Origin of the sequence: Phytohabitans aurantiacus, from assembly GCF_027923225.1 — a bacterium.
Taxonomy (GTDB): Bacteria; Actinomycetota; Actinomycetes; order Mycobacteriales; family Micromonosporaceae; genus Phytohabitans; species Phytohabitans aurantiacus.
On sequence record NZ_BSDI01000012.1, the window covers coordinates 25,243 to 43,716 of the forward strand.

Below are 18,474 nucleotides of genomic sequence, written 5' to 3' on the forward strand. Positions count from 1 at the left end.
TCTCTCGGAGAGCACGAGAGTTTCAGGGTGACGACTTAACGTGCCGGTAAGTCGCACAGAGTGTGCGACTTAACCTGAACACTCCTCGCTACCGTTTCGCCACGCGCCGTGAGGTTGGGAGGCACCGATATGAGCGGCGAGCATCTCTTGCAGCAAGAATGCGGTACGGCGGAGCGGGCCGAAAGGTTCTACACACAGCAAATGCTCGATCACCTGAACCCCCAGATGATCGAGTTTCTTGCAAGACAGGAAATGATGTTCGTGGCGAGCTCCGATGCCGCCGGCGAATGCGACTGCACATTTCGGGCAGGACCGGCGGGCTTCGTCAACGTGCTCGATCCGCGCGTGCTGGCCTGGCCGGAGTACCGGGGCAACGGGGTGCTCGCCAGTCTCGGCAACATCGTGGAGAACGCCCACGTGGGGCTCCTCTTCGTCGACTTCGTACGCGACGTCATCGGCCTGCACGTCAACGGGGCGGCCACGATCGTCGACGACGACGTCATGCGCGCCACCCATCCCGGCCTGCCCGTCGACCCGGTACCGGGCCGGCGCGCCGAACGCTGGGTGCGGGTCTTCGTCGAGGAGGCGTACATCCACTGCGCCAAGCACATCCCACGGATGATCAAGGTGCCGCGGGACCGGGCGTGGGGCACCGACGACGTACGCCGCAAAGGGGGTGACTTCTTCGGCGTCCGGGAGAGGCAGTTGGCCCAAACGTCGGGCACAGTGGTCGGGTGACGGTTGACCTTGCCTCGTCTCCTGTGGATCGCGCCGTCCGGCGCACCGAGGTTCTGCTGGTCCTAGGTGTGTCGCTCGGCGCGAGCGCGGTGTACTCGTTGGTCACGATCATCGCGCGGCTCACCGCCGAACAGTCGCTGTCCCAGCAGACCGCCACGCTCAACCCATCACGGTCGGACCGGCCGTACCTCGACCTGACGTACCAACTCCTGGGCATCTTCTTCAACCTGGTACCCGTCCTGCTCGCCCTCCACCTGCTCAACCGCGATGGCGACGGCCGGCGGGCGCTCGGTATCGACTGCCGCCGACCCGCGTTCGACCTCCGGTGGGGTGCGCTGCTCGCGGTGGGAATCGGCATCCCCGGCCTCGGCCTGTACTTCGGCGCCCACGCCCTCGGCATCAACGCCACCGTCGTACCGGCCGCACTCAACGACGTGTGGTGGGCGGTACCGGTACTGATCTTGGCGGCCGCCCAGAACGCGATACTCGAAGAGGTCATCGTCGTCGGATACCTGATGACCCGGCTGCAAGAGATGGGCTGGCGGATCCGCGCCGTCGTCGCGGCCAGCGCGCTGCTCCGCGGCTCCTACCACCTCTACCAGGGGTTCGGCGGATTCGTTGGCAACGCGGTGATGGGCGTGGTGTTCGCGCTGTTCTACCTGCGCTGCAAGCGTGTGGTGCCACTGATAATCGCGCACACGCTGCTCGACGTCGTGGCGTTCGTCGGATACACCCTGCTCAAGGACCATTGGTCCTGGCTCTGACGCCGGGTAGCCGCGGACGGTGAGGCCGCGGGAGCAACGGTCTCGCGCACGACGGGCATCGCGGTAGCCCAATATCGCTCTCTCCGCCGCGTCCGCGCGCCGCGCCCCGCCCGCGCCGCTCTCGCCCCGCCCGCGCCGGGCCCCTCTCTCCGCCGATCAAGGGCGAATGCGCGTGCTTTGATCTCTTTTCCGCGTGTTTTGCCCTTGATCGATGCGGTTCTCCTTGATCGGCGCGGCCGATCAAGCGCGGTAGTGCGCGCGAGCGCGGCTCGCGAGCCGCGCGACAGCGGCGGCGTCGCCCGCCGCCGCGGTGACCGCCGCGCCCCCGGGGATAGCCCGCGCAACCAGCCGCATCGCCAGCCAGCCACCAGTCTGCCCAGCCAGCGGCGCCGCGACCCGCCAGAGCGCCTCGGCAGCACGCTGCACCGGCTGGTCCTCGGCCTCCGCGACCTCGGCAGCGGCGAGCGCCGCCCGCGCGGTTTCGACCGTCGGGTACACCCGGGTCAGGACCAACAGATCCACCGCGCGCTCCGGGTCCGTCGGATCGTGCCCATACGCCGCCGCGAGATGCAGCACGAGCCCAGCCTGTGCCCACCCGAGCGCGGCCAGTTCCGCCAGCGGCCCGAACATGCCCGCAACCGCCGAAACCACCCCGCTGGCGCCAGCGAGCCGCACATACCGCTGCGTCGCAAGCCGCGCCAGGCCGTCAGGCGTCGCGGCCGGATAGGTGGCTCGGGTCTGCGTAGCCCACGCGCGAGCGCGCGGGCCCATGGTCCGCACGGCGGTCGCTGCGAGCAATTCGGGCGCATGGCCGGGCCGGTCCAGCAGCCCGGGTACCGCGCGCGGCGCCACCACGATCGGTGGTTTCGCCTCATCCCGTACCGGCGCGGCAGCCCTCTTGGCGGCCTTGACCGCCTTCTTGACGGACGCTTCTTTGGCTGGCGAAATCGGTTCCGTTCCCGCGGTCGCGCCGACTTGCTCGTGCGGCGAGGCGCTCGCGCTCAAGGCCGGCGCCTCGACCTGCTCCGGTGCGGTCGCTCTTTCGCTCGTAGCTTGCTCCGGCTCGGCGGCGCTCTGGCTTGCCGCTGACGTCGCGGCCTGCTCTTGTGTAGCGGCGCTCTCGGTGGCGGCCGGTGTCGCGGCTTGCTCCTGCGCGGCGTTGGTCTGGCTTGCGGCTGACGTCGCGGCGCGCTCCTGCGTGGCAGGCGTCTTGACTTGCTCTTGTGCGGCGGTGGTAGCGGTGGCGGCCGGTGTCTCGGCTGCCGCTTTGGTCCCGGCTGGCGTCGCGGTCTCGGCTGGTGAGCTCTCTGCCGACGCGGCGGTTCGACGCGCGGACGCTGCCTTTCTGGCCTTCTTAGCCGGCGCTGGCGGCGTGACCGCGGTTTGGGATGCGGGCTCGGCCGCCGGCGCGGCTGCCGTGTCGTCCGGCGCAGCTGTGGCGGACATCTCATTGGCCGTCGCCGTCGAGCGTGGCGCCGCCTTCGCCCGTGCGGCTTTCGCTGGTGCGGCCTTGATCGGTGCCTTCTTGGCAGGCGCCGCCTTGGCGGATGTAGCGCCGGGAGCTGCGGCTTGGGGCTGCGCAGCCTTTGGTGGCGTCGCCTTGGCCGGGGCCTTCTTGGCCCGCGTCGCCTTGGTCGCGCGTTCGGCTGGCTTGGCCGGTGTGCCCTCGTCCTGCGACACGGCTCGCTCGCTATGTGCGGACGGTTCGCCTTGTGTAGATGGCTCGCTTCGTGCGGACGGCTCACCGCGAGGGACATCGAAGGGCAGCTCGGGGGCGGGCGGCGGGGTGGTGGGTCTGGGGGTTGCCGGCGGTGGCGCCGGGGCTTGGAAGAGCACCGACGGCGCCGGACGGGAAGCTTCGGGCCGATTGGCGGGCTGCTTCCGAGGCTGCTCAGGCTCGGGTTCGGGCGGGGTGAACGCCGCCTCCGGGCTGCGGCCGCGCGGCTTGGCCTGCCGGCCAGTGGCCTTCTCCTGCGGCTCGGCCCGCTGGCCGGTCGCCCGGGGTCGCCGGCCGCTGGACCGCTGGTCCTCCTCCATGTCGTGGGAGCCTAGTCCCGATCAGCGCGGCGCACCTCCCGGAAACGGCGTACCTCTTTGCTGCCCGGCAGGCGGTCACGGTATCCTCGACCGGCGGTGGCCTGAGAGGGCCACCTGGAGACTTCGCCTAGTCTGGTCTATGGCGCCGCACTGCTAATGCGGTTGGGGTCTTACCGCCCCTCCCGGGTTCGAATCCCGGAGTCTCCGCGCCACGGCCGGGTATGTAGACTGGTCGAGCACCTGCGCCCGTAGCTCAACGGATAGAGCATTTGACTACGGATCAAAAGGTTAGGGGTTCGAATCCCTTCGGGCGCGCAACATCTTGACCAGGGCGTTCTCCTCTTCGGAGGGGGCGCCCTTCGTCGTTCCGGGATGCCATGCGGTTGTGGGTCCTAGGGCAAGGGTCGCTGGCCGCGACGGCCTGGAAGCTTCCCAGCGGCGGCAACACGCCGAACATTCAGTGGCCCGCACCTCGATCAAGCGTCGGTATGCGGGAGCTTGGCGCGCTGGCGCCGCCAGAGCCACGGTGGCCCGCAGAACTACGGCCCACGACGCCGCGCGCTGAGATCTTGGGGCGTTGGGGCGCCATTCGGCCGTAACCCATCCAGATTGCCCCGGTGGGTCGCCGTGCAGCGTAGCGCCAAGATCTGGCGCGCGCGTCCTTGGGCGGCGCGGACGCCGATCAACGAGATCCGCCGTGCCGCCGGCGGCCTGCGGCGCGCAACGGGACGATCCGGTCGGGCGCTGGTGCCCGGCGCCGCCGCTGCCCGAGATCGGTCGTCGCTCTCGCCCTGACGCCAGGCCGCGGCCGGCGCCGGTCGTCGCGACCGCGCGGCCTGAATCGGCAGCGCCGATCAAGGAGATCTGCATGGATCAAGGGCGAACGCACGCGGAAAAGAGATCCAACCACGTGCATTCGCCCTTGATCGGCGGAGAAGGCGCGGGCGGGGGGAGTGTTAGTGGTGGAGGAGGGTGTGGCCTGCTGAGTGGGCGCCTAGGGTCGCGCCGGTCTGGCAGCTTGTCACGGTGAGAGCGCCCGCCACGCGAACCGGCACCGGGCGGCCCGCGACGGGGCGCTGGGAGGCGTACTTCATGCCGATTTTGACGATCAGGCCGCTTTCCGCCTCGCCGCTCGTACCGGTCAGCATGTCGAGCGCGCCGACGCCGTCCAGGTTCAAAATGGCGTTGGCCTCGCCGAAGTACTCGTACTGCCCCGGGCGCTGGCAACCGGGCTGCGCACGCCGTACGGGTGCTCTGGCGGCGCGCTGGGTCAGCATGAGTGTGCCAGCCCCGGTGAGACCGCCGGCCTGGCCGGGGATGAGGAAGACCGCGCCCGAGTCGCGTACCCCGTTGGCGTCGTACGTGATGGCACCGGTGAGCACGTCGGCACGGCCGTCGCCGGTGACGTCGCCGGTCGACAGGGCGTTGCCGAAGTACGCGTGAGGCGTCTCGTCGGGTAGGTGGACGTTCGGATCGCCGGGCACGCCCGGCGTCTCCATGCTGATTGTCCTGACGCGGGCGACGTCCAGCCCGGCGGCCACACCCGGGACGTAGATGAGGTACCCGATCCAGCTGCGCGGTGCGGCGGCCACCAGATCGCCGTCGCCGTCACCGTCGATGTCGGCGATCGCCATGCCTTCGCCGATGGCGCTGAGACCGCGTGATGCGCCGTTGAACGAGGTGATGCCGGTGGTGACGACGCCGGTCGCGCTGCCGCGAAGCAACATGATCAGGCCACTTTCGTTGGTGGCGTTGGTATCCGATGGCGCGCTGATGGCCAGGTCGGCGTATCCGTCCCGGGTCATGTCTCCTACGGCGAGCCCGTATCCGAAGGAGTCGTCTGTCACGGCGGTGCCGGGGATGCCGGCGGTCTCCTGGGTCAGGAACTGGGTGCCCGTGGTGGCCAGCCCACCGGCGGCGCCGTACAGGACGGTCACCGAGCCGGCGTTCGGCTGACCGTTGACCTTGTCGCCGTACGCGCCGATGGCGAGGTCGTCGCGGCCGTCGCCGTTGAGATCACCGGCGGCCACGGCATGCCCGAACATGTCGTAGCTTTCCATGTCACCTGGCACGCCTGCGACGTTCTGGTTGATGTGCTGGGGCTGGTCGAGATTGAGGCCGCTCGCGCCGCCGTAGAAGATCCACACCGCGCCGCCGAAGGCTCGGTCTGCGCCGGTCGGCGCGAACTCACCCGGGTTTCCGACCGCCAGGTCGCCGTACCCGTCACCGTTGAAGTCGCCGGACGTCATCGCGTCACCGAAGTTGGGTCGCGTCGGCGAGAAGATCGGCGATTCGATGAGGTCGCGCTGTGGCAGGCCGGAGTACGTGACGATCACGCCGTAGCCGTTGTCGATGAAGCCGCCGGCGACGATCTCGTCCTTGCCGTCGCGGTCGAGGTCCATCGTGGACGTCGTCGCCGCGGCCGCGAGCTTCGGTGCGGCGACACCGACCGTGTGGGCGCGTTCGACGTCGAGCCGGGCGCCATCGCGCGTCACCGTGGTGTGCGGCGCCGCCGACGCGTGAGGCACCGCCACCGCAGGGGCAGGCACGCTCGCCATCGTGATGACGCCAGCCAAAACGGCGTACCCGAATCGCATTTTTTGTCCTCCCCCGTGGATCCGCGCACATCGTGCCACGTCACCCGCGAGACCGGCTATGTGCGGCGCCTGCGTTGGATCAGCCAGGGTGCCTGGGCGACCGCACCGCCGACGGCGAGGCTCGTGCGCGCCGCGGCGTAGAAGCGGTCGCGGCCCTCGTCGGCACGGTGCAGGGCCGTGTCGCGATCGAAGTCCGCACTCGCGCGTCCGCGCGCGGCCGAGACGAGCTGGTACACCGACTCGCGCCACTCTCGAGCGGCGTCGACCGTGCCGGCGTCGCCGAGCAGGAGTACGCCCTCCCACGCCTTGGAGCACTCGTTGTCGGCCTCGTTGAGCTCGTGAAGGCCGGCCGGGTCGGTCGCCGGTGACCGGGTGAGCCGCATCGCCACGAGATGCATCTCCTTGACGGCGCGCGCGAACGTGGCGTACGCGTCGACGCGCCGCTCGTCCCACCGGACCGCCTGCGCGCGCGTCCACTTCGAACGATCGCTGACGGACGTGGCGAGGATCGTGCCCAGCGTGCCGACGGCAACGCCGATCAGCGCGGGCAACTGGTCCAGGAAGGCGTTCACCGCAGCAGTCTGACAAACGCTCGCTTGTACTGAGCGGAAGAGACTGAAATCACATAGATTCATTCAGAAGTACCAGAACGCTCAGCATCCGATCCTGGGGAGTGACGATGGCGAAGCGATACGAGACGCCGCGACTGAGCCGCCGCACGCTGCTAGGTCTTGGCATCGGCGCGGTGGCCGCGCCGGCGCTGACCGCCTGCGGCGGTGTGTCGACCAGCGGCGCCGATGGCGGCAGCGGCACGGTCAACTTCATGTCGACGCAGTTCACTCCCGTCGAGGAGCGGCAGCGGTTCGAAAAAATCCTGGCCGACAAGGTCACCGCCGCGAAGGTGGCGTACAACCCGGTGGAGCCGAGCATTTTCGCCTCCACGATCCAGTCGCAGGTCGACGCCAAGAAGGTGCAGGTCAGCATCGCCGGCGGCTTGCATGGTGACCTGGCGCCGCACGGCAGCCGGCTGACCGATTTGGACGACCTGATCGGCGACCTGGGCGACCGCGGGTTCGCGTCCGACCTCACCGAGCTGGCGAAGCTGGGCGGGAGCACCACGAAGTACATCCCGTGGATGCAGGCCACCTATGTGGTCGCCGTGAACAAGAAGGCGCTGCAGTGGCTGCCGAGCGGCGCCGACGTGCAGAAGCTGACGTACGACCAGTTCCTGTCCTGGATGGTCGCCGGGCGGCGGGCCAACGGCAACAAGCCGATCTTCGGGTTCCCGGCCGGGCCGAAGGGCCTCTATCACCGGTTCTTCCAGGGGTTCCTGCTGCCGAGCTTCACCGGCGGCCAGATCACCACGTTCCGCAGCGCGGAGGCGGTCACGGGCTGGCAGTACATGAAAGAGCTGTGGGCGCAGGCGGCACCGGCGTCCACCAACTACGACAACATGCAGGAGCCGCTGCAGCGCGGCGAGGTGCTTGTCGCGTGGGACCACGTCGCGCGCCTGGTCAACGCTCCCGGAGACAAGCCCGACGACTGGGTGATGGTGCCGGCGCCGTCGGGGCCAAAGGGGCTCGGGTACATGCTCGTGGTCGCCGGGCTCGGCATCCCGCAGGGCGCACCGGAGACCGACCGGGCCAAGGAGGTCATCAAGGCGCTCACCAGCGCAGACGTGCAGGCCGAGGTGCTCAAGCAAAACGCGTTCTTCCCGGTGACGAGCGCTGACCTGCCGTCTGACCTGCCGGGCGCTGTCGGGCTGGAGGCGACGGCGGTACGCGGGCAGCAGGGCGCCCAGAACGCGATCGCCTCGCTGCCTCCTGTCGGCCTCGGCGCCAAGGAGGGCGAGGTCACGCAGATCTTCAAGAACTGCTTCAAGGAGATCTGCCTCGACGGCAAGCCGATCCAGCAGGTGCTCGACCGGCAGGCGGGGCAGCTCAACACGATTTTCGAAGAGCTGAAGGTGGCGTGCTGGCGGCCGGACCCGACAGGTACCCCTTGCCGGGTGGCCTGATGGCCCGGACAGGTCGGCGGACGCCGCCCGCCGCGGTCCTGCTGATCGCGCCGTCGCTGATCTTCATGACGGCGCTGTTCATGTGGCCGCTGGTGGTCGGCGTCGGGCAGGCGTTGGTGGGCCCGGACGGGCCCACCACGGCGTACCTGCGCCGGATGCTCGACGATCCGTACTTCTGGACGGCCGCCCGCAACACGCTGCTGCTGATCGTGGTGCTGATCCCGCTGCAGTTCGCGTTCGCCATCGCGATGGCGCTGCTGCTGCGGGAGCGGCCGCGCTTCGCCGGGTTCCACTTCTACATCTGGGTGATCCCGCTGGCGATCAGCGATCTCGCCGCCGGGCTCGTCTGGCTGTCGGTCTTCACCGACCGCGGCTACCTGAACTCGGCGCTCGACATGATCGGGATCGACGGATACGCGTGGCTGTCGTACCAGAACCCGGTCACGATGTTCATCGCGGTCGTGCTCGCTGAGTTGTGGCGCGCCACCTCGCTGGTCTTCGTGATCGTCGTCGCCGGCATGCAGGGCATCCCGAAGGACTACGACGAGGCGGCCGAGGTGTTCGGCGCGACCTACTGGCAGCGGGTGCGGCACGTGATCCTGCCGCAGTTGCGGCCCAGCCTCCAGGTGGCGCTGATCCTGCGCACGATCCTCGCGCTGGAGACGTTCGCGGTGGCGCAGGCGCTGACCGGACGCAACCTGCCGCTGCTCGTCGGCGAGACCTACCAGTGGTACTCGGTGCAGCTCAACCCGAACGTCTCCGCCGCCATCGCGCTGGTCATCCTCGCGGTGTCGATGCTGGCGGCGGCCGGTTATCTGCGGCTGATGCGCGACCAGACGGAGACGCGATGAGTCGCCGGGCCTGGGTGCAGGTCGCCTGCGTGGCGATCACCCTCTTCATGGGTGTGCCGCTGTATCTGATCGCGCTGGCGGCGCTGTCGAGCCGCGAGTCGCTGAACCGGTTTCCGCTGCCGCTGCTGCCCACCGACCCGTCGGTCGAGACGCTGCGGACGTTCCTGGACACCACCGGCATCGTGCCCGGCTTCGTCAACTCGCTGACCGTGGGCATCGGCACGGTCCTGCTGTCGCTGCTGATCGGCGTGCCGGGCGGATACGCGGTCGCCAGGTACGCGTTTCGCGGGCGCGGCCCGTACCAGATGTTCCTGCTGCTGACCCGGGCGTTGCCGATCGTCGTGCTGTCGGTGCCGCTCGCCCGGATCTTCCTGAACGCGGGCCTCTACGACACCACGTACGCGGTCACCCTGCTGCACACTGCGCTTGCCCTACCGACCACCGTGCTGATCACGGCCGCGATCTTCGTGGGGGTTTCGCGGGAGCAGGAGGAGGCGGCGATGGTGTTCGGCGCCTCGCCGATGAAGGCGTTTCTGCGAATCGTGGTGCCGCAGGCGCTGCCGGGCATCGCGGCGGCGGCCATGTTCACGTTCGTGCTGTCGTGGAACGAGGTGCTCGGCGCCACGATCCTGACGCTCAACCAGCGCACCCTGCCCGCGCAGGTGCTCACCACGCTGTCCGACTCGCCGCTGGCGTACCGGTTCGCGGGCGGCTTCGCGCTGGTGCTGCCCGCCGTGGTTTTTATCGCGATCATGCGACGGTATCTGCTCAACATGTGGGGGACGACGTTGAGATGAGCGACATCGTGGTGCGCAACCTCGTCAAGGCGTACACCCCGGGCGGCCCACGGGCCACCGACGACGTGTCGCTCGAAGTCGCCGAGGGCGAGTTCCTGGTACTGGTCGGACCCAGCGGCTGCGGCAAGACGACCCTGCTGCGGATGGTGGCTGGACTCGAACGGCCCGACAGCGGCACGGTCAGCCTCGGCGGCCGCGACGTCACGCGCCTGCCCGCCCGCGAGCGTCGGCTGTCGATGGTGTTCCAGTCGTACGCGATCTTCCCGCACATGAGGGTCCGGCAGAACATCGGCTTCGGCCTCGCGATGCGCAAGGTGCCCGGTGACGAGATCGATCGCCGGGTACGCCGTGCGGCCGAGCTGCTGCACCTGGAGGAGTACCTCGACCGGTACCCGGCGCAGCTCTCCGGCGGGCAACGGCAGCGGGTCGCGGTGGCTCGCGCGATCGTGGTCGACGCGGGCGTACTGCTCATGGACGAGCCACTGTCCAACCTGGACGCGTTGCTGCGCCTGGAGTTCCGGGCGGAGTTGAAGAAAATCGTCCGGCAGATCGGCACCACGACGCTGTACGTCACGCACGACCAGGCGGAGGCGATGTCACTCGGCGACCGGGTCGCGGTGATGCGCGGCGGCCGGATCGTGCAACTGGGTGCGCCCCTCGACGTGTACGACCGGCCGAGTGAGCGGTTCGTGGGCGGCTTCCTCGGCGCGCCACCGATGAACTTCATACCCGCCACTGTGGAGCGCAACGGCGACAAACCCGTACTGGCCCTCGGCGACCAGCACCTGGCCGCACCATCCACACTGGACGAATGGGTGGGTCGGCCGGTACTGGTCGGCGTGCGAGCCGAGAACATCGAGGTCTCCACCGAGGCGGCGCCCGGATGGGTCACCGCCACGGTGGAGGTCGTCGAGCCCACCGGCGCGGCGGTGCTCCTGACCGTGCGGCTCGGCGAGCACCAGATCAAGGTGCAGACCGCGCCGGGTTTCCGGGTCGCGCCCGACGACACCGTCTGGCTGCGCAGCACCCCAGAGGCGCTGCGCCTCTACGACCCGGAAACCTCGCTCGTGCTACGGCCCTGACCGGCGGGAGACGGTCGTGCCGGCGCCGAGAGCGGGCGCCTGGGTTCCTGGCTGGATTCCGGCGGCGATCGCCATTCCGGAGCCCCACGGCAGGTCGTACGTGCCAGCCACGTCGACCAGTACGTGCGTCGAACCCAGGTTGTTGTAGATGTTGAACACGTCGTCGGGGCCGATGCCGGTGAGGGCGGCGTTCGGCACGATCTGTCCCTTCGACGGGTTGAGGTTGCTGATGGCGGGGCGTCCGACGCCGGACGGCCACACCGTCAGGTACGTGTTGGCCGTCGGGCTGACCGCCGTGACGTTGAGCGACAGGGCGTAGGTGTCCACCCCGACCAGCGCGCTCGGTGTGGTGACCGTGGAGGTCTTCCCGGCACCGATGGCACCCGGAAGGCCCTGAGCGATCCGCGAGTCGGCGATGCGGGTCGGCTTGATCGGCTTGAACCGCAGGCCGCTGACGTCGTTGCGTGACTCGAAGAACCCGACGATGTCGACCACGACGTGCGTGCCGGCGTTGGAGCCGTTGTACACCGCGTACATCGGCATGCCGTAGCACCAGCTCTCGTAGCACGTCTGCACGGGCACGACGGCCATGTTGGGCACGGTCGCGCCGGGCGAGAAGTTGAGCGTCGAGGTGTTGGGGCGGGAGTCCGAACCGTCCCAGGCGGTCAGGAATCCGTGGCCGTTGGGGCTGACGACAGTGATGTTGACGACGAACGCCCGGATGAACGAGTTCCACTCGTCGCCGTAGTCGACCGCCTGCTGGATCCAGCCGCCGCCGGGCAGCTTGCCGTCTCCGTCGGTGCGGGTGTCGATGAGGCGGCTCGGCACGGTGCGGATGAGCTCGGTGCCGACCCCGAGGCTGGACATCACCGAGCTCGAAGCGGCGTAGAAGCCCACCACGTCCGCGATCACGTGAGTCGAGCCGCTGTGGTTGTAGAAGTCCACCTTGCCGCCGGTGCCGACCGGAACCGTCACCGAGTTGGCGCCGGTCCAGCCCTTGGGGTAGTTCAGGTTCGAGGCGGTGGGGCGGGTCTGGCCGGTCGGGTAGGCGGTGAGGTAGCTGGCCGACGTGGGCGACGTCACGGTCACGTTCAGCACGACCGCGGAGACGCCGCTGGCCGGTACGCCGCCGCGGCCGGTGACCTGGAGCGAAACGGTGCCCTTCTTGCCGAGCACGCCCTTGCGCACGCCGGTGCCGTATCGGGTGTCCATGAGACGGGCGGGGGTACGCGGGTAGTACGTGCCAACCGCGCCGACGAACCCCTCGACGGACAGGCTGACGGCAGGACCGTTGCCGTCGCTACCGGGCAGCAGCAGGGCAGCGGTGCGCGTGCCCGCCTGCCGGGGCGTCGTCTTGACGACCACCGCGCAGGTCTGGCCCGGTTCGAGTGTCTTGCCGGCGCAACCGTCTGTCACGACCGCGAAGTCGTTCCTCTGCGCGCCGATGACAAGGCTCTGCCCGAACGTGGTCGGTTCGACGCCCGCCGCCGTCACGGTGACCGTCTTTTGTGGACCGTCCGGTGTCAGCTCCGAGGATCCGTAGCTCAGGCTTTCGGGGTTCGTGGTGGCGCCGGAGTAGGCAAGGGTGGAGTTGTAGCGGACTTCGCCGGTGTTCGCACCGAGAGCGGTGTCGCACCGGACGCCGTACGAGGCGGCGAACGACGTGACCGCGTTCGTATCCGGGTCGCGGACCAGCTCCTTGATGGTGATCCAGCCATCGGCGGTGCCGCAGCCGCGCCCCTCTCCACCCAGGGTCAGGCCTGCGCGGGTCGCGTCGGCCGGCCACGCCGCGTCGTAGCGCGTGCCGACCGTGAACTGCGCGCCGGTCGGCGGAATGATGGACAGTCCCCAGCTCTTTCCCGCGGACGAGGCGCTGGCGCGCATCCCGCCCTCGGCATACGACTGGAGCTCGATGGTCGCGTTCGCGGTGTCGAAGACCCGGCTGCCACCGGGAAGCACGTACGAGTTGGGCGCACCGTTGACGGTGAACGCCGTATAAGGGGCGGCGGCGCTCGCTGCCGAAGGGATGAGGACCGCCGCGGCGGTCGCGATGCCAGTGACGGCACCGGCAAACAATCGCAAGGAAACCCCCGATGTTGTTTGGAAACAGGCGAATCTACTGTGGACTACGCCCGCAAGTGCGCCTCACCGTAGTCGATACCGGCCTTCGACGCTGACCCATTAACGGGGGCGACCCCGAGAGCGCCTCAGGGTTGGATCTAGGTGCCTGCTCAGGGCTTCGGCCCGGATGTCCAGAACCGTCCGCGCTCATAACGTCATGGGCATGACGGAGTGGCTGGGGTGGATCGGGGATCTCCCGACGGGCGTCGTGATGGCGGCATTGAGCGTGATCATGCTGCTTGACGCGATCCCGCTGGTGGGTGTCCTGGTGCCGGGCGACGTCATGGTTCTGGCCGCGGTCGGCGCACGGGGGCCGATGAGCGGTGGTGGGGTGCTCTTCGGGGTGGTGGCCGGCTGCCTGGCCGGCTGGTCGCTGACCTTCATGGCCGGCCGCCACCTGGGGGACCGCATCCGGCGGGGGCGGCTTGGCCGGTGGATCGGTGAGGCACGCTGGGCCGCGGCCGAACGGGCACTCCGGCAGAACGGCGCGGGCATCGTGATCGCCGCGCCGTTCCTGCCGGTGCTGAACGCGCTGATGCCGCTCGCCGCCGGCGGGCTGCGGATGCCGTACCGGCGGTTCATCACGTCGGCGGCGCTGGGCGCGGCGCTCTGGGCCGGGTTGTACGTGGTGCTCGGCCTCATCGGGCAGGCGATCGGTGGCCTCCTCGCCAACGACCTCGTCACGATGGCTGCCACGATCACCATCGGCCTGAGCATCGGCTGGGTGATGCTCCTGAACACGAGGCGGCGGTTCGCCCCCGCGTGACAGCAGTCACAAGAAGGAACATAACGCACCGTTCGTAACTTGAGCCGAACAAGCTCAACCTACGAATCGGGGTCCTTCACATGACGACTCTCCCGGTCCTGCCGCTGACCGACGCGGTCCTGCTGCCCGGCATGGTCATCCCGGTCACCCTGGATCAGACGACGCAGGCGGCGATCGACGCCGCCCGCACCTCAAGCGAGAAGAAACTCCTCGCGGTGCCGCGCCTGGATGGCGAGTACGGCCCCGTGGGCACCATAGCCACGATCGAGAAGGTGGGCCGGCTGCCCACCGGCGAGCCCGCCGCGGTCATCCGGGGCATCGCACGAGCCCGGATCGGCTCTGGCGTGCCCGGTCCCGGTGCGGCCCTCTGGGTAGAGGCGGCTGAGCTCACCGAGCCGGCGCCCACCGGGCGCACCCGGGAGCTGGCTCGCGAGTACAAGACGCTGGTCACGTCGCTGCTCCAGCGCCGCGGCGCCTGGCAGGTCATCGACGCCGTCGAGCGGATGACCGACCCCGCCGAGCTGGCGGACTCCGCCGGATACGCGCCGTGGCTCTCCGACCAGCAGAAGGTCGAGCTGCTCAGCGCTCCGGACGTCACCGCGCGGCTGGAGCTGCTGGTCGGCTGGGCACGCGAGCACGTCGCCGAGCAAGAGGTCGCCGAGAAGATCAACGACGACGTTCGCGAGGGCCTCGAAAAGTCCCAGCGAGAGTTCCTGCTCCGGCAGCAGCTCGCGGCGATCCGCAAGGAACTCGGCGAGGACGAGCCCGAGGGCTCCGCCGACTACCGGAGCCGGGTCGAGGGTGCCGACCTGCCCGAGAAGGTGCGCGAGGCGGCCCTGCGCGAGGTCGACAAGCTCGAACGGGCCAGCGACGCCTCACCCGAGGTCGGCTGGATCCGGACGTGGCTCGACACGGTCCTCGACGTGCCGTGGAACACGCGTACAGAGGACAACACCGACCTGACCGCGGCGCGGACGGTGCTCGACGCCGACCACGCCGGCCTGGACGACGTCAAGGAACGCATCCTGGAGTACCTGGCGGTGCGCAACCGCCGGGCCTCCCGTGGCCTGCATGTGGTTGGCGGGCGCGGTTCCGGCGCGGTCCTCGCACTCGCCGGCCCGCCCGGCGTCGGCAAGACCAGCCTCGGCGAGTCGGTCGCCCGTGCGCTTGGCCGCAAGTTCGTCAGGGTGTCGCTCGGCGGCATCCGGGACGAGGCGGAGATCCGTGGCCACCGGCGTACCTACGTCGGCGCACTGCCCGGCCGCATCGTCCGGGCGTTGCGCGAGGCCGGTTCCATGAACCCGGTCGTACTGCTCGACGAGGTCGACAAGCTGTCCGTGGGCTTCGCCGGCGACCCCGCGGCCGCGCTGCTGGAGGTGCTCGACCCGGCGCAGAACCACACGTTCCGCGACCACTACCTCGAGGTCGACCTGGACCTGTCGGACGTGCTCTTCCTCGCCACCGCGAACGTGGTGGAGACCATCCCCGGCCCGCTGCTGGACCGGATGGAGCTGGTGACCCTGGACGGGTACACCGAGGAGGAGAAGGTGGCGATCGCGCGCGACCACCTGCTGCCCCGGCAGGTCGAGCGCGCCGGCCTGACGGCCGACGAGGTCGGTGTCGACGACGACGCCCTGCGGGCGGTCGCCGCCGAGTACACCCGCGAGGCGGGCGTGCGCCAGCTCGAGCGGGCACTCGCCAAGATCTTGCGGAAGGTCGCGGTGCGTCTGGCGGCTGGCGGTGATCCGGTACGCGTCGACGCGAGCAACCTCAGCACGTACCTGGGACGGCCGCGCTTCACGCCGGAGTCGGCGGAGCGCACCGGGGTACCGGGCGTGGCAACCGGCCTGGCTGTCACGGGCGCCGGTGGTGAGGTGCTCTTCATCGAGGCGACCGCCATGGAGGGCGAGCCCGGTCTGGTCCTGACCGGCCAGCTCGGCGACGTGATGAAGGAGTCGGCGCAGATCGCGCTGTCGTACCTGCGCTCACACGGAGCGGAGCTGGGCATCGACGTGGGCGCGCTGGCGAAGCGGCGGATCCACGTGCACTTCCCCGCGGGGGCGGTGCCCAAGGACGGGCCGAGCGCCGGCATCACGACGGTGACCGCCCTGGCGTCGCTGGCATCCGGACGCCCGGTGCGTCCAGAGATCGGCATGACCGGTGAGGTCACGCTCGCCGGCCGGGTACTGCCCATCGGCGGCGTGAAGCAGAAGCTGCTCGCCGCTCACCGTGCCGGTCTGACCGAGGTGATCATCCCGGCCCGCAACGAGCCGGACCTCGACGATCTGCCCGAGAGCGTGCGGAGTGCGCTCACGATCCACGTGGTCGGCAACGTGGCCGACGTACTGGAGCTGGCGCTGCGCCCGGCGGGCGCGCTGCTGGCAACGGCCGCCTGAGTCAGCGGCCAGGTCGAGGGCGGAGGCGTTTTGCCCCCGCCCTCGATCGCATGTCGGCTCCGTTACGGAATCGTGACGTAGTCACCGATCGCTACCCAGCGTGCGCCTCCTGGGGGTCTTTGAGGTCATTTGCCGGGATGTCCGCCCGCTCACCGCATGGTCGCGCGATCCGCGCGCAACTTTTCAGTTACCAGCTAGTAGCAAGGGTCTTGTGACGCGGGTCGCTTCGGGGCAACATCAGCCCCACCGCTTGCTACCGCCTGGTAATGCAGTGCGGCCCCACATCTTTGGTGAGGAGAACCTCGTGAAGGATCCGCAGGGCGGTCTGGTGCAGGGACGCGTCAGATGGCGGCGCTTCGCCGCACTCCTGATCCCCTCGGCCGCACTCGCCGGTGCCATCGTCTTCGGCATGGCCAACGGCGCCATCGCCGCCTCGTTCGCCGTCTCCGGCCAGACCTTCAAGGTCTCGGCGAGCAAGCTCGACGGCGAGGGCTTTGCACAGTACGGCGGCGTGGTCACCGAGAAGGCCACCGGAAAGCAGCACCCCGTAGCGGTCTCGGCCGTCGCGAGCGCCAAGCTGTACGACCTGTGCCAGTCGGTGAAGGTGCCGAACATGCCGGTCGTACTCACGATCAACGCCGGTGGCGGCGGCAACCCCGCCACCGCGACCGATCTGCTGCTCGACGTGACCGAGCTAGAGGGCGACGCCACGTTCACCAACATCCAGATCGGCCGGGACGCCTCCGACCTCGGTGGCCAGCTCGGCGCCTTCGGGCAGCGGGCCGACCGCGTCGTCATCGACGACCTTCGTCAGGTCGCCTGGTCGACCACGGCCGGCACCTTCACCCTCAACGGGCTGAAGCTCAAGGTCAACGTGGGTGACGACGCCAAGGAATGCTTCTGATGTTTGCCCGCTTCTGGCGGTCGTTCACCCGGTGGCGGCGGTCGAGGCCGTTCTGGGGTGGCCTGTTCACGCTGCTCGCCGGCTTGGAGATCTTCGGCACCACACAGATGAGCCTGGGCGGCCTCACCTTCCAGATGGGGCCCACCGGGTTCCTCTCCTGGCTCATCCCCACGATCCTGTGCCTGTGCGGCGTGCTGATGTGGCTCACCCCGCAGCAGCGGATGTTCTACTCGATCGTGGGCGCCATGACGGCGGTGTTCTCCCTGGTCGCCGTCAACCTCGGCGGGTTCCTGTTCGGGCTGCTGCTCGGCATGGTCGGCACCGCGCTCGGGTTCGCGTGGACGCCGGGCGTCCAGGCGGCACCACCCCCTTCGCCCTCGGAGGAGCAAGAGCAGGAGCCGGAACCGGAGGCGCCGCCGCACACCACGGTCCACAACCTGCTCAACGGGCCTGTGGATCCGGAGGCCACCGGCGAGATCCCGCCTCAGCGACGCAACCCGCACATGTTCGTGATCACGCTGCTGTTGCTCAGCCTCGGCGCGGCCGGAGTGGTCGTCGGGCGCGGCGCCACCGCCGCGCACGCGGCGCCGTGCCCGCCCGCGGTGTCCAAACCGACGAAACCCAAGCCAACCCCGTCCAGCAGCGCCGAGGCGAGCCCGACGCCTACGCCGTCACCAACCCCGAACGAGTCGAGTGAGTCCTCAGAGGACGGTGGCAACATCGTCACGGACATCCTGGACGGGATCGGCGATCTGTTCGGCATCGGCGAGAGTGAGGCCAAGGCGGAGCCGACCCCTTCGGCATCGCCGTCGGCCTCGGCCTCGGTCTCGCCTCCGCCTTCCAAGCCGGTGCCTTCGTGTACCCCGAAGCCGGGCGACTCCGGTGGCGGGAAGGACCCGGCGAAGGACGACCCGCGACTCAAGCCGCTCGCGGCGCCGGGCGACATCCCCGCCATCAACGAGACACCGTCCCGCATGACCGGCACCAAGCTGACCATGTGGAACCTCAAGTTCGTGGGCGTCACGAACCTGCGTACCGCCGGCGGTGGTTCGCAGAAGGTGCTCCAGTTCTCGATGACGAAGTCGACCACCGACAACTTCGAACTGGTGCCCACGATCCTCAGCGGCGGCCGCACGATGTCGCTGAAGAGCAGCGCGCTGACCGTGGAGGGCAACGTCCGGTTCTTCACCCCGCGCTTCGAGGGCAACCTGCTCGGCGTGCTGCCGCAGGTGTACACGCCCGAACAGCTTCCGCCCCTGCCCGAGGAGCTGGAAGTACCGCTCCCGATCTTCTACACCAAAATCAACATCCAACTGGCCTATGTGGACTGCGACAAGCTCGAGGCCCCGGATCTGGTGAACGCCCTCTAGACAAAGCCCCGTTCCCACGGCGAACGGGCCGGTG

General features: G+C 69.4%; 14 protein-coding genes and 2 tRNA genes. 12 read left to right on the forward strand and 4 right to left on the reverse strand.

The annotated features are described in order from the left end of the window. The first annotated feature begins 201 nt into the window (after positions 1-201). The gene (locus QMG73_RS14905) at positions 202-738 is read left to right on the forward strand and encodes a pyridoxamine 5'-phosphate oxidase family protein (protein ID WP_281895825.1); all 537 of its coding nucleotides are present in this window, start codon (positions 202-204) and stop codon (positions 736-738) included. Continuing rightward, positions 735-1,502 carry a CPBP family intramembrane glutamic endopeptidase gene (locus tag QMG73_RS14910; RefSeq protein WP_281895827.1) on the forward strand — a complete coding sequence of 256 codons (768 nt, stop codon included), beginning with the start codon at positions 735-737 and terminating at the stop codon, positions 1,500-1,502. Before QMG73_RS14905 ends, QMG73_RS14910 begins: the two co-directional genes overlap by 4 nt. 240 nt (positions 1,503-1,742) lie before the next feature. Here the strand turns inward: QMG73_RS14910 and QMG73_RS14915 are convergent, their stop codons facing one another. Beyond that, the gene (locus tag QMG73_RS14915) at positions 1,743-3,182 is read right to left on the reverse strand and encodes a hypothetical protein (RefSeq protein WP_281895829.1); all 1,440 of its coding nucleotides are present in this window, start codon (positions 3,180-3,182) and stop codon (positions 1,743-1,745) included. A 473-nt stretch (positions 3,183-3,655) separates the two neighbouring features. Between QMG73_RS14915 and QMG73_RS14920 the strand changes: the two genes are divergently transcribed. Further along, positions 3,656-3,746: transfer RNA gene (locus tag QMG73_RS14920), tRNA-Ser, on the forward strand. A 35-nt stretch (positions 3,747-3,781) separates the two neighbouring features. Next, positions 3,782-3,854 (forward strand) — tRNA-Arg (locus tag QMG73_RS14925). Positions 3,855-4,495: 641 nt separating this feature from the next. Here QMG73_RS14925 and QMG73_RS14930 read toward each other — a convergent pair. After that, entirely contained in the window at positions 4,496-6,088 is a 1,593-nt protein-coding gene (locus QMG73_RS14930) for an FG-GAP-like repeat-containing protein (RefSeq protein WP_281895832.1), read from the reverse strand. A 104-nt stretch (positions 6,089-6,192) separates the two neighbouring features. Further along, positions 6,193-6,708: a hypothetical protein gene (locus QMG73_RS14935; protein WP_281895834.1), complete on the reverse strand. Its 516-nt coding sequence runs from the start codon at positions 6,706-6,708 to the stop codon at positions 6,193-6,195. 107 nt (positions 6,709-6,815) lie between these two features. Between QMG73_RS14935 and QMG73_RS14940 the strand changes: the two genes are divergently transcribed. From QMG73_RS14940 to QMG73_RS14955, 4 genes are read left to right on the forward strand one after another with little or no spacing between them, the layout of a single operon-like run. Continuing rightward, positions 6,816-8,153, forward strand: coding sequence for an ABC transporter substrate-binding protein (locus QMG73_RS14940; RefSeq protein WP_281895836.1), 1,338 nt, complete (start codon positions 6,816-6,818; stop codon positions 8,151-8,153). Next, positions 8,153-9,004: a carbohydrate ABC transporter permease gene (locus QMG73_RS14945; RefSeq protein WP_281895837.1), complete on the forward strand. Its 852-nt coding sequence runs from the start codon at positions 8,153-8,155 to the stop codon at positions 9,002-9,004. Before QMG73_RS14940 ends, QMG73_RS14945 begins: the two co-directional genes overlap by 1 nt. Further along, entirely contained in the window at positions 9,001-9,801 is an 801-nt protein-coding gene (locus tag QMG73_RS14950) for a carbohydrate ABC transporter permease (protein WP_281895840.1), read from the forward strand. The genes QMG73_RS14945 and QMG73_RS14950 overlap by 4 nt, the downstream gene beginning before the upstream one ends. Beyond that, on the forward strand, positions 9,798-10,883 hold the full coding sequence (locus QMG73_RS14955) for an ABC transporter ATP-binding protein (RefSeq protein ID WP_281895842.1): 1,086 nt from the start codon (positions 9,798-9,800) through the stop codon (positions 10,881-10,883). Before QMG73_RS14950 ends, QMG73_RS14955 begins: the two co-directional genes overlap by 4 nt. On the opposite strand, the gene QMG73_RS14960 is transcribed toward QMG73_RS14955, so the two are convergent. Beyond that, positions 10,872-12,965, reverse strand: a complete 2,094-nt coding sequence (locus tag QMG73_RS14960) for a hypothetical protein (protein ID WP_281895844.1) — start codon at positions 12,963-12,965, stop codon at positions 10,872-10,874. The two genes, QMG73_RS14955 and QMG73_RS14960, sit on opposite strands and share 12 nt — an antisense overlap. 202 nt (positions 12,966-13,167) lie before the next feature. Between QMG73_RS14960 and QMG73_RS14965 the strand changes: the two genes are divergently transcribed. The 4 genes from QMG73_RS14965 (at position 13,168) to QMG73_RS14980 (ending at position 18,440) form a co-directional block, all read left to right on the forward strand. Next, a complete protein-coding gene (locus tag QMG73_RS14965; RefSeq protein ID WP_281895845.1) occupies positions 13,168-13,770 on the forward strand; it encodes a DedA family protein in 603 nt (200 codons plus the stop codon). A gap of 80 nt (positions 13,771-13,850) precedes the next feature. Continuing rightward, the gene (gene lon, locus QMG73_RS14970; protein ID WP_281895846.1) at positions 13,851-16,166 is read left to right on the forward strand and encodes an endopeptidase La; all 2,316 of its coding nucleotides are present in this window, start codon (positions 13,851-13,853) and stop codon (positions 16,164-16,166) included. A gap of 304 nt (positions 16,167-16,470) precedes the next feature. Further along, a complete protein-coding gene (locus tag QMG73_RS14975; RefSeq protein ID WP_281895848.1) occupies positions 16,471-17,070 on the forward strand; it encodes a DUF6230 family protein in 600 nt (199 codons plus the stop codon). After that, positions 17,070-18,440 carry a DUF6114 domain-containing protein gene (locus QMG73_RS14980; RefSeq protein WP_281895850.1) on the forward strand — a complete coding sequence of 457 codons (1,371 nt, stop codon included), beginning with the start codon at positions 17,070-17,072 and terminating at the stop codon, positions 18,438-18,440. Before QMG73_RS14975 ends, QMG73_RS14980 begins: the two co-directional genes overlap by 1 nt. Positions 18,441-18,474: the final 34 nt, after the last annotated feature.

Coding starts and splice junctions, on each gene's coding strand:
- QMG73_RS14905 (WP_281895825.1), top strand. CDS start 202: ATGCTCGATCACCTGAACCCCCAGATGATCGAGTTTCTTGCAAGACAG.
- QMG73_RS14940 (WP_281895836.1), top strand. CDS start 6,816: ATGGCGAAGCGATACGAGACGCCGCGACTGAGCCGCCGCACGCTGCTA.
- QMG73_RS14945 (WP_281895837.1), top strand. CDS start 8,153: ATGGCCCGGACAGGTCGGCGGACGCCGCCCGCCGCGGTCCTGCTGATC.
- QMG73_RS14950 (WP_281895840.1), top strand. CDS start 9,001: ATGAGTCGCCGGGCCTGGGTGCAGGTCGCCTGCGTGGCGATCACCCTC.
- QMG73_RS14955 (WP_281895842.1), top strand. CDS start 9,798: ATGAGCGACATCGTGGTGCGCAACCTCGTCAAGGCGTACACCCCGGGC.
- QMG73_RS14965 (WP_281895845.1), top strand. CDS start 13,168: ATGACGGAGTGGCTGGGGTGGATCGGGGATCTCCCGACGGGCGTCGTG.
- lon (WP_281895846.1), top strand. CDS start 13,851: ATGACGACTCTCCCGGTCCTGCCGCTGACCGACGCGGTCCTGCTGCCC.
- QMG73_RS14980 (WP_281895850.1), top strand. CDS start 17,070: ATGTTTGCCCGCTTCTGGCGGTCGTTCACCCGGTGGCGGCGGTCGAGG.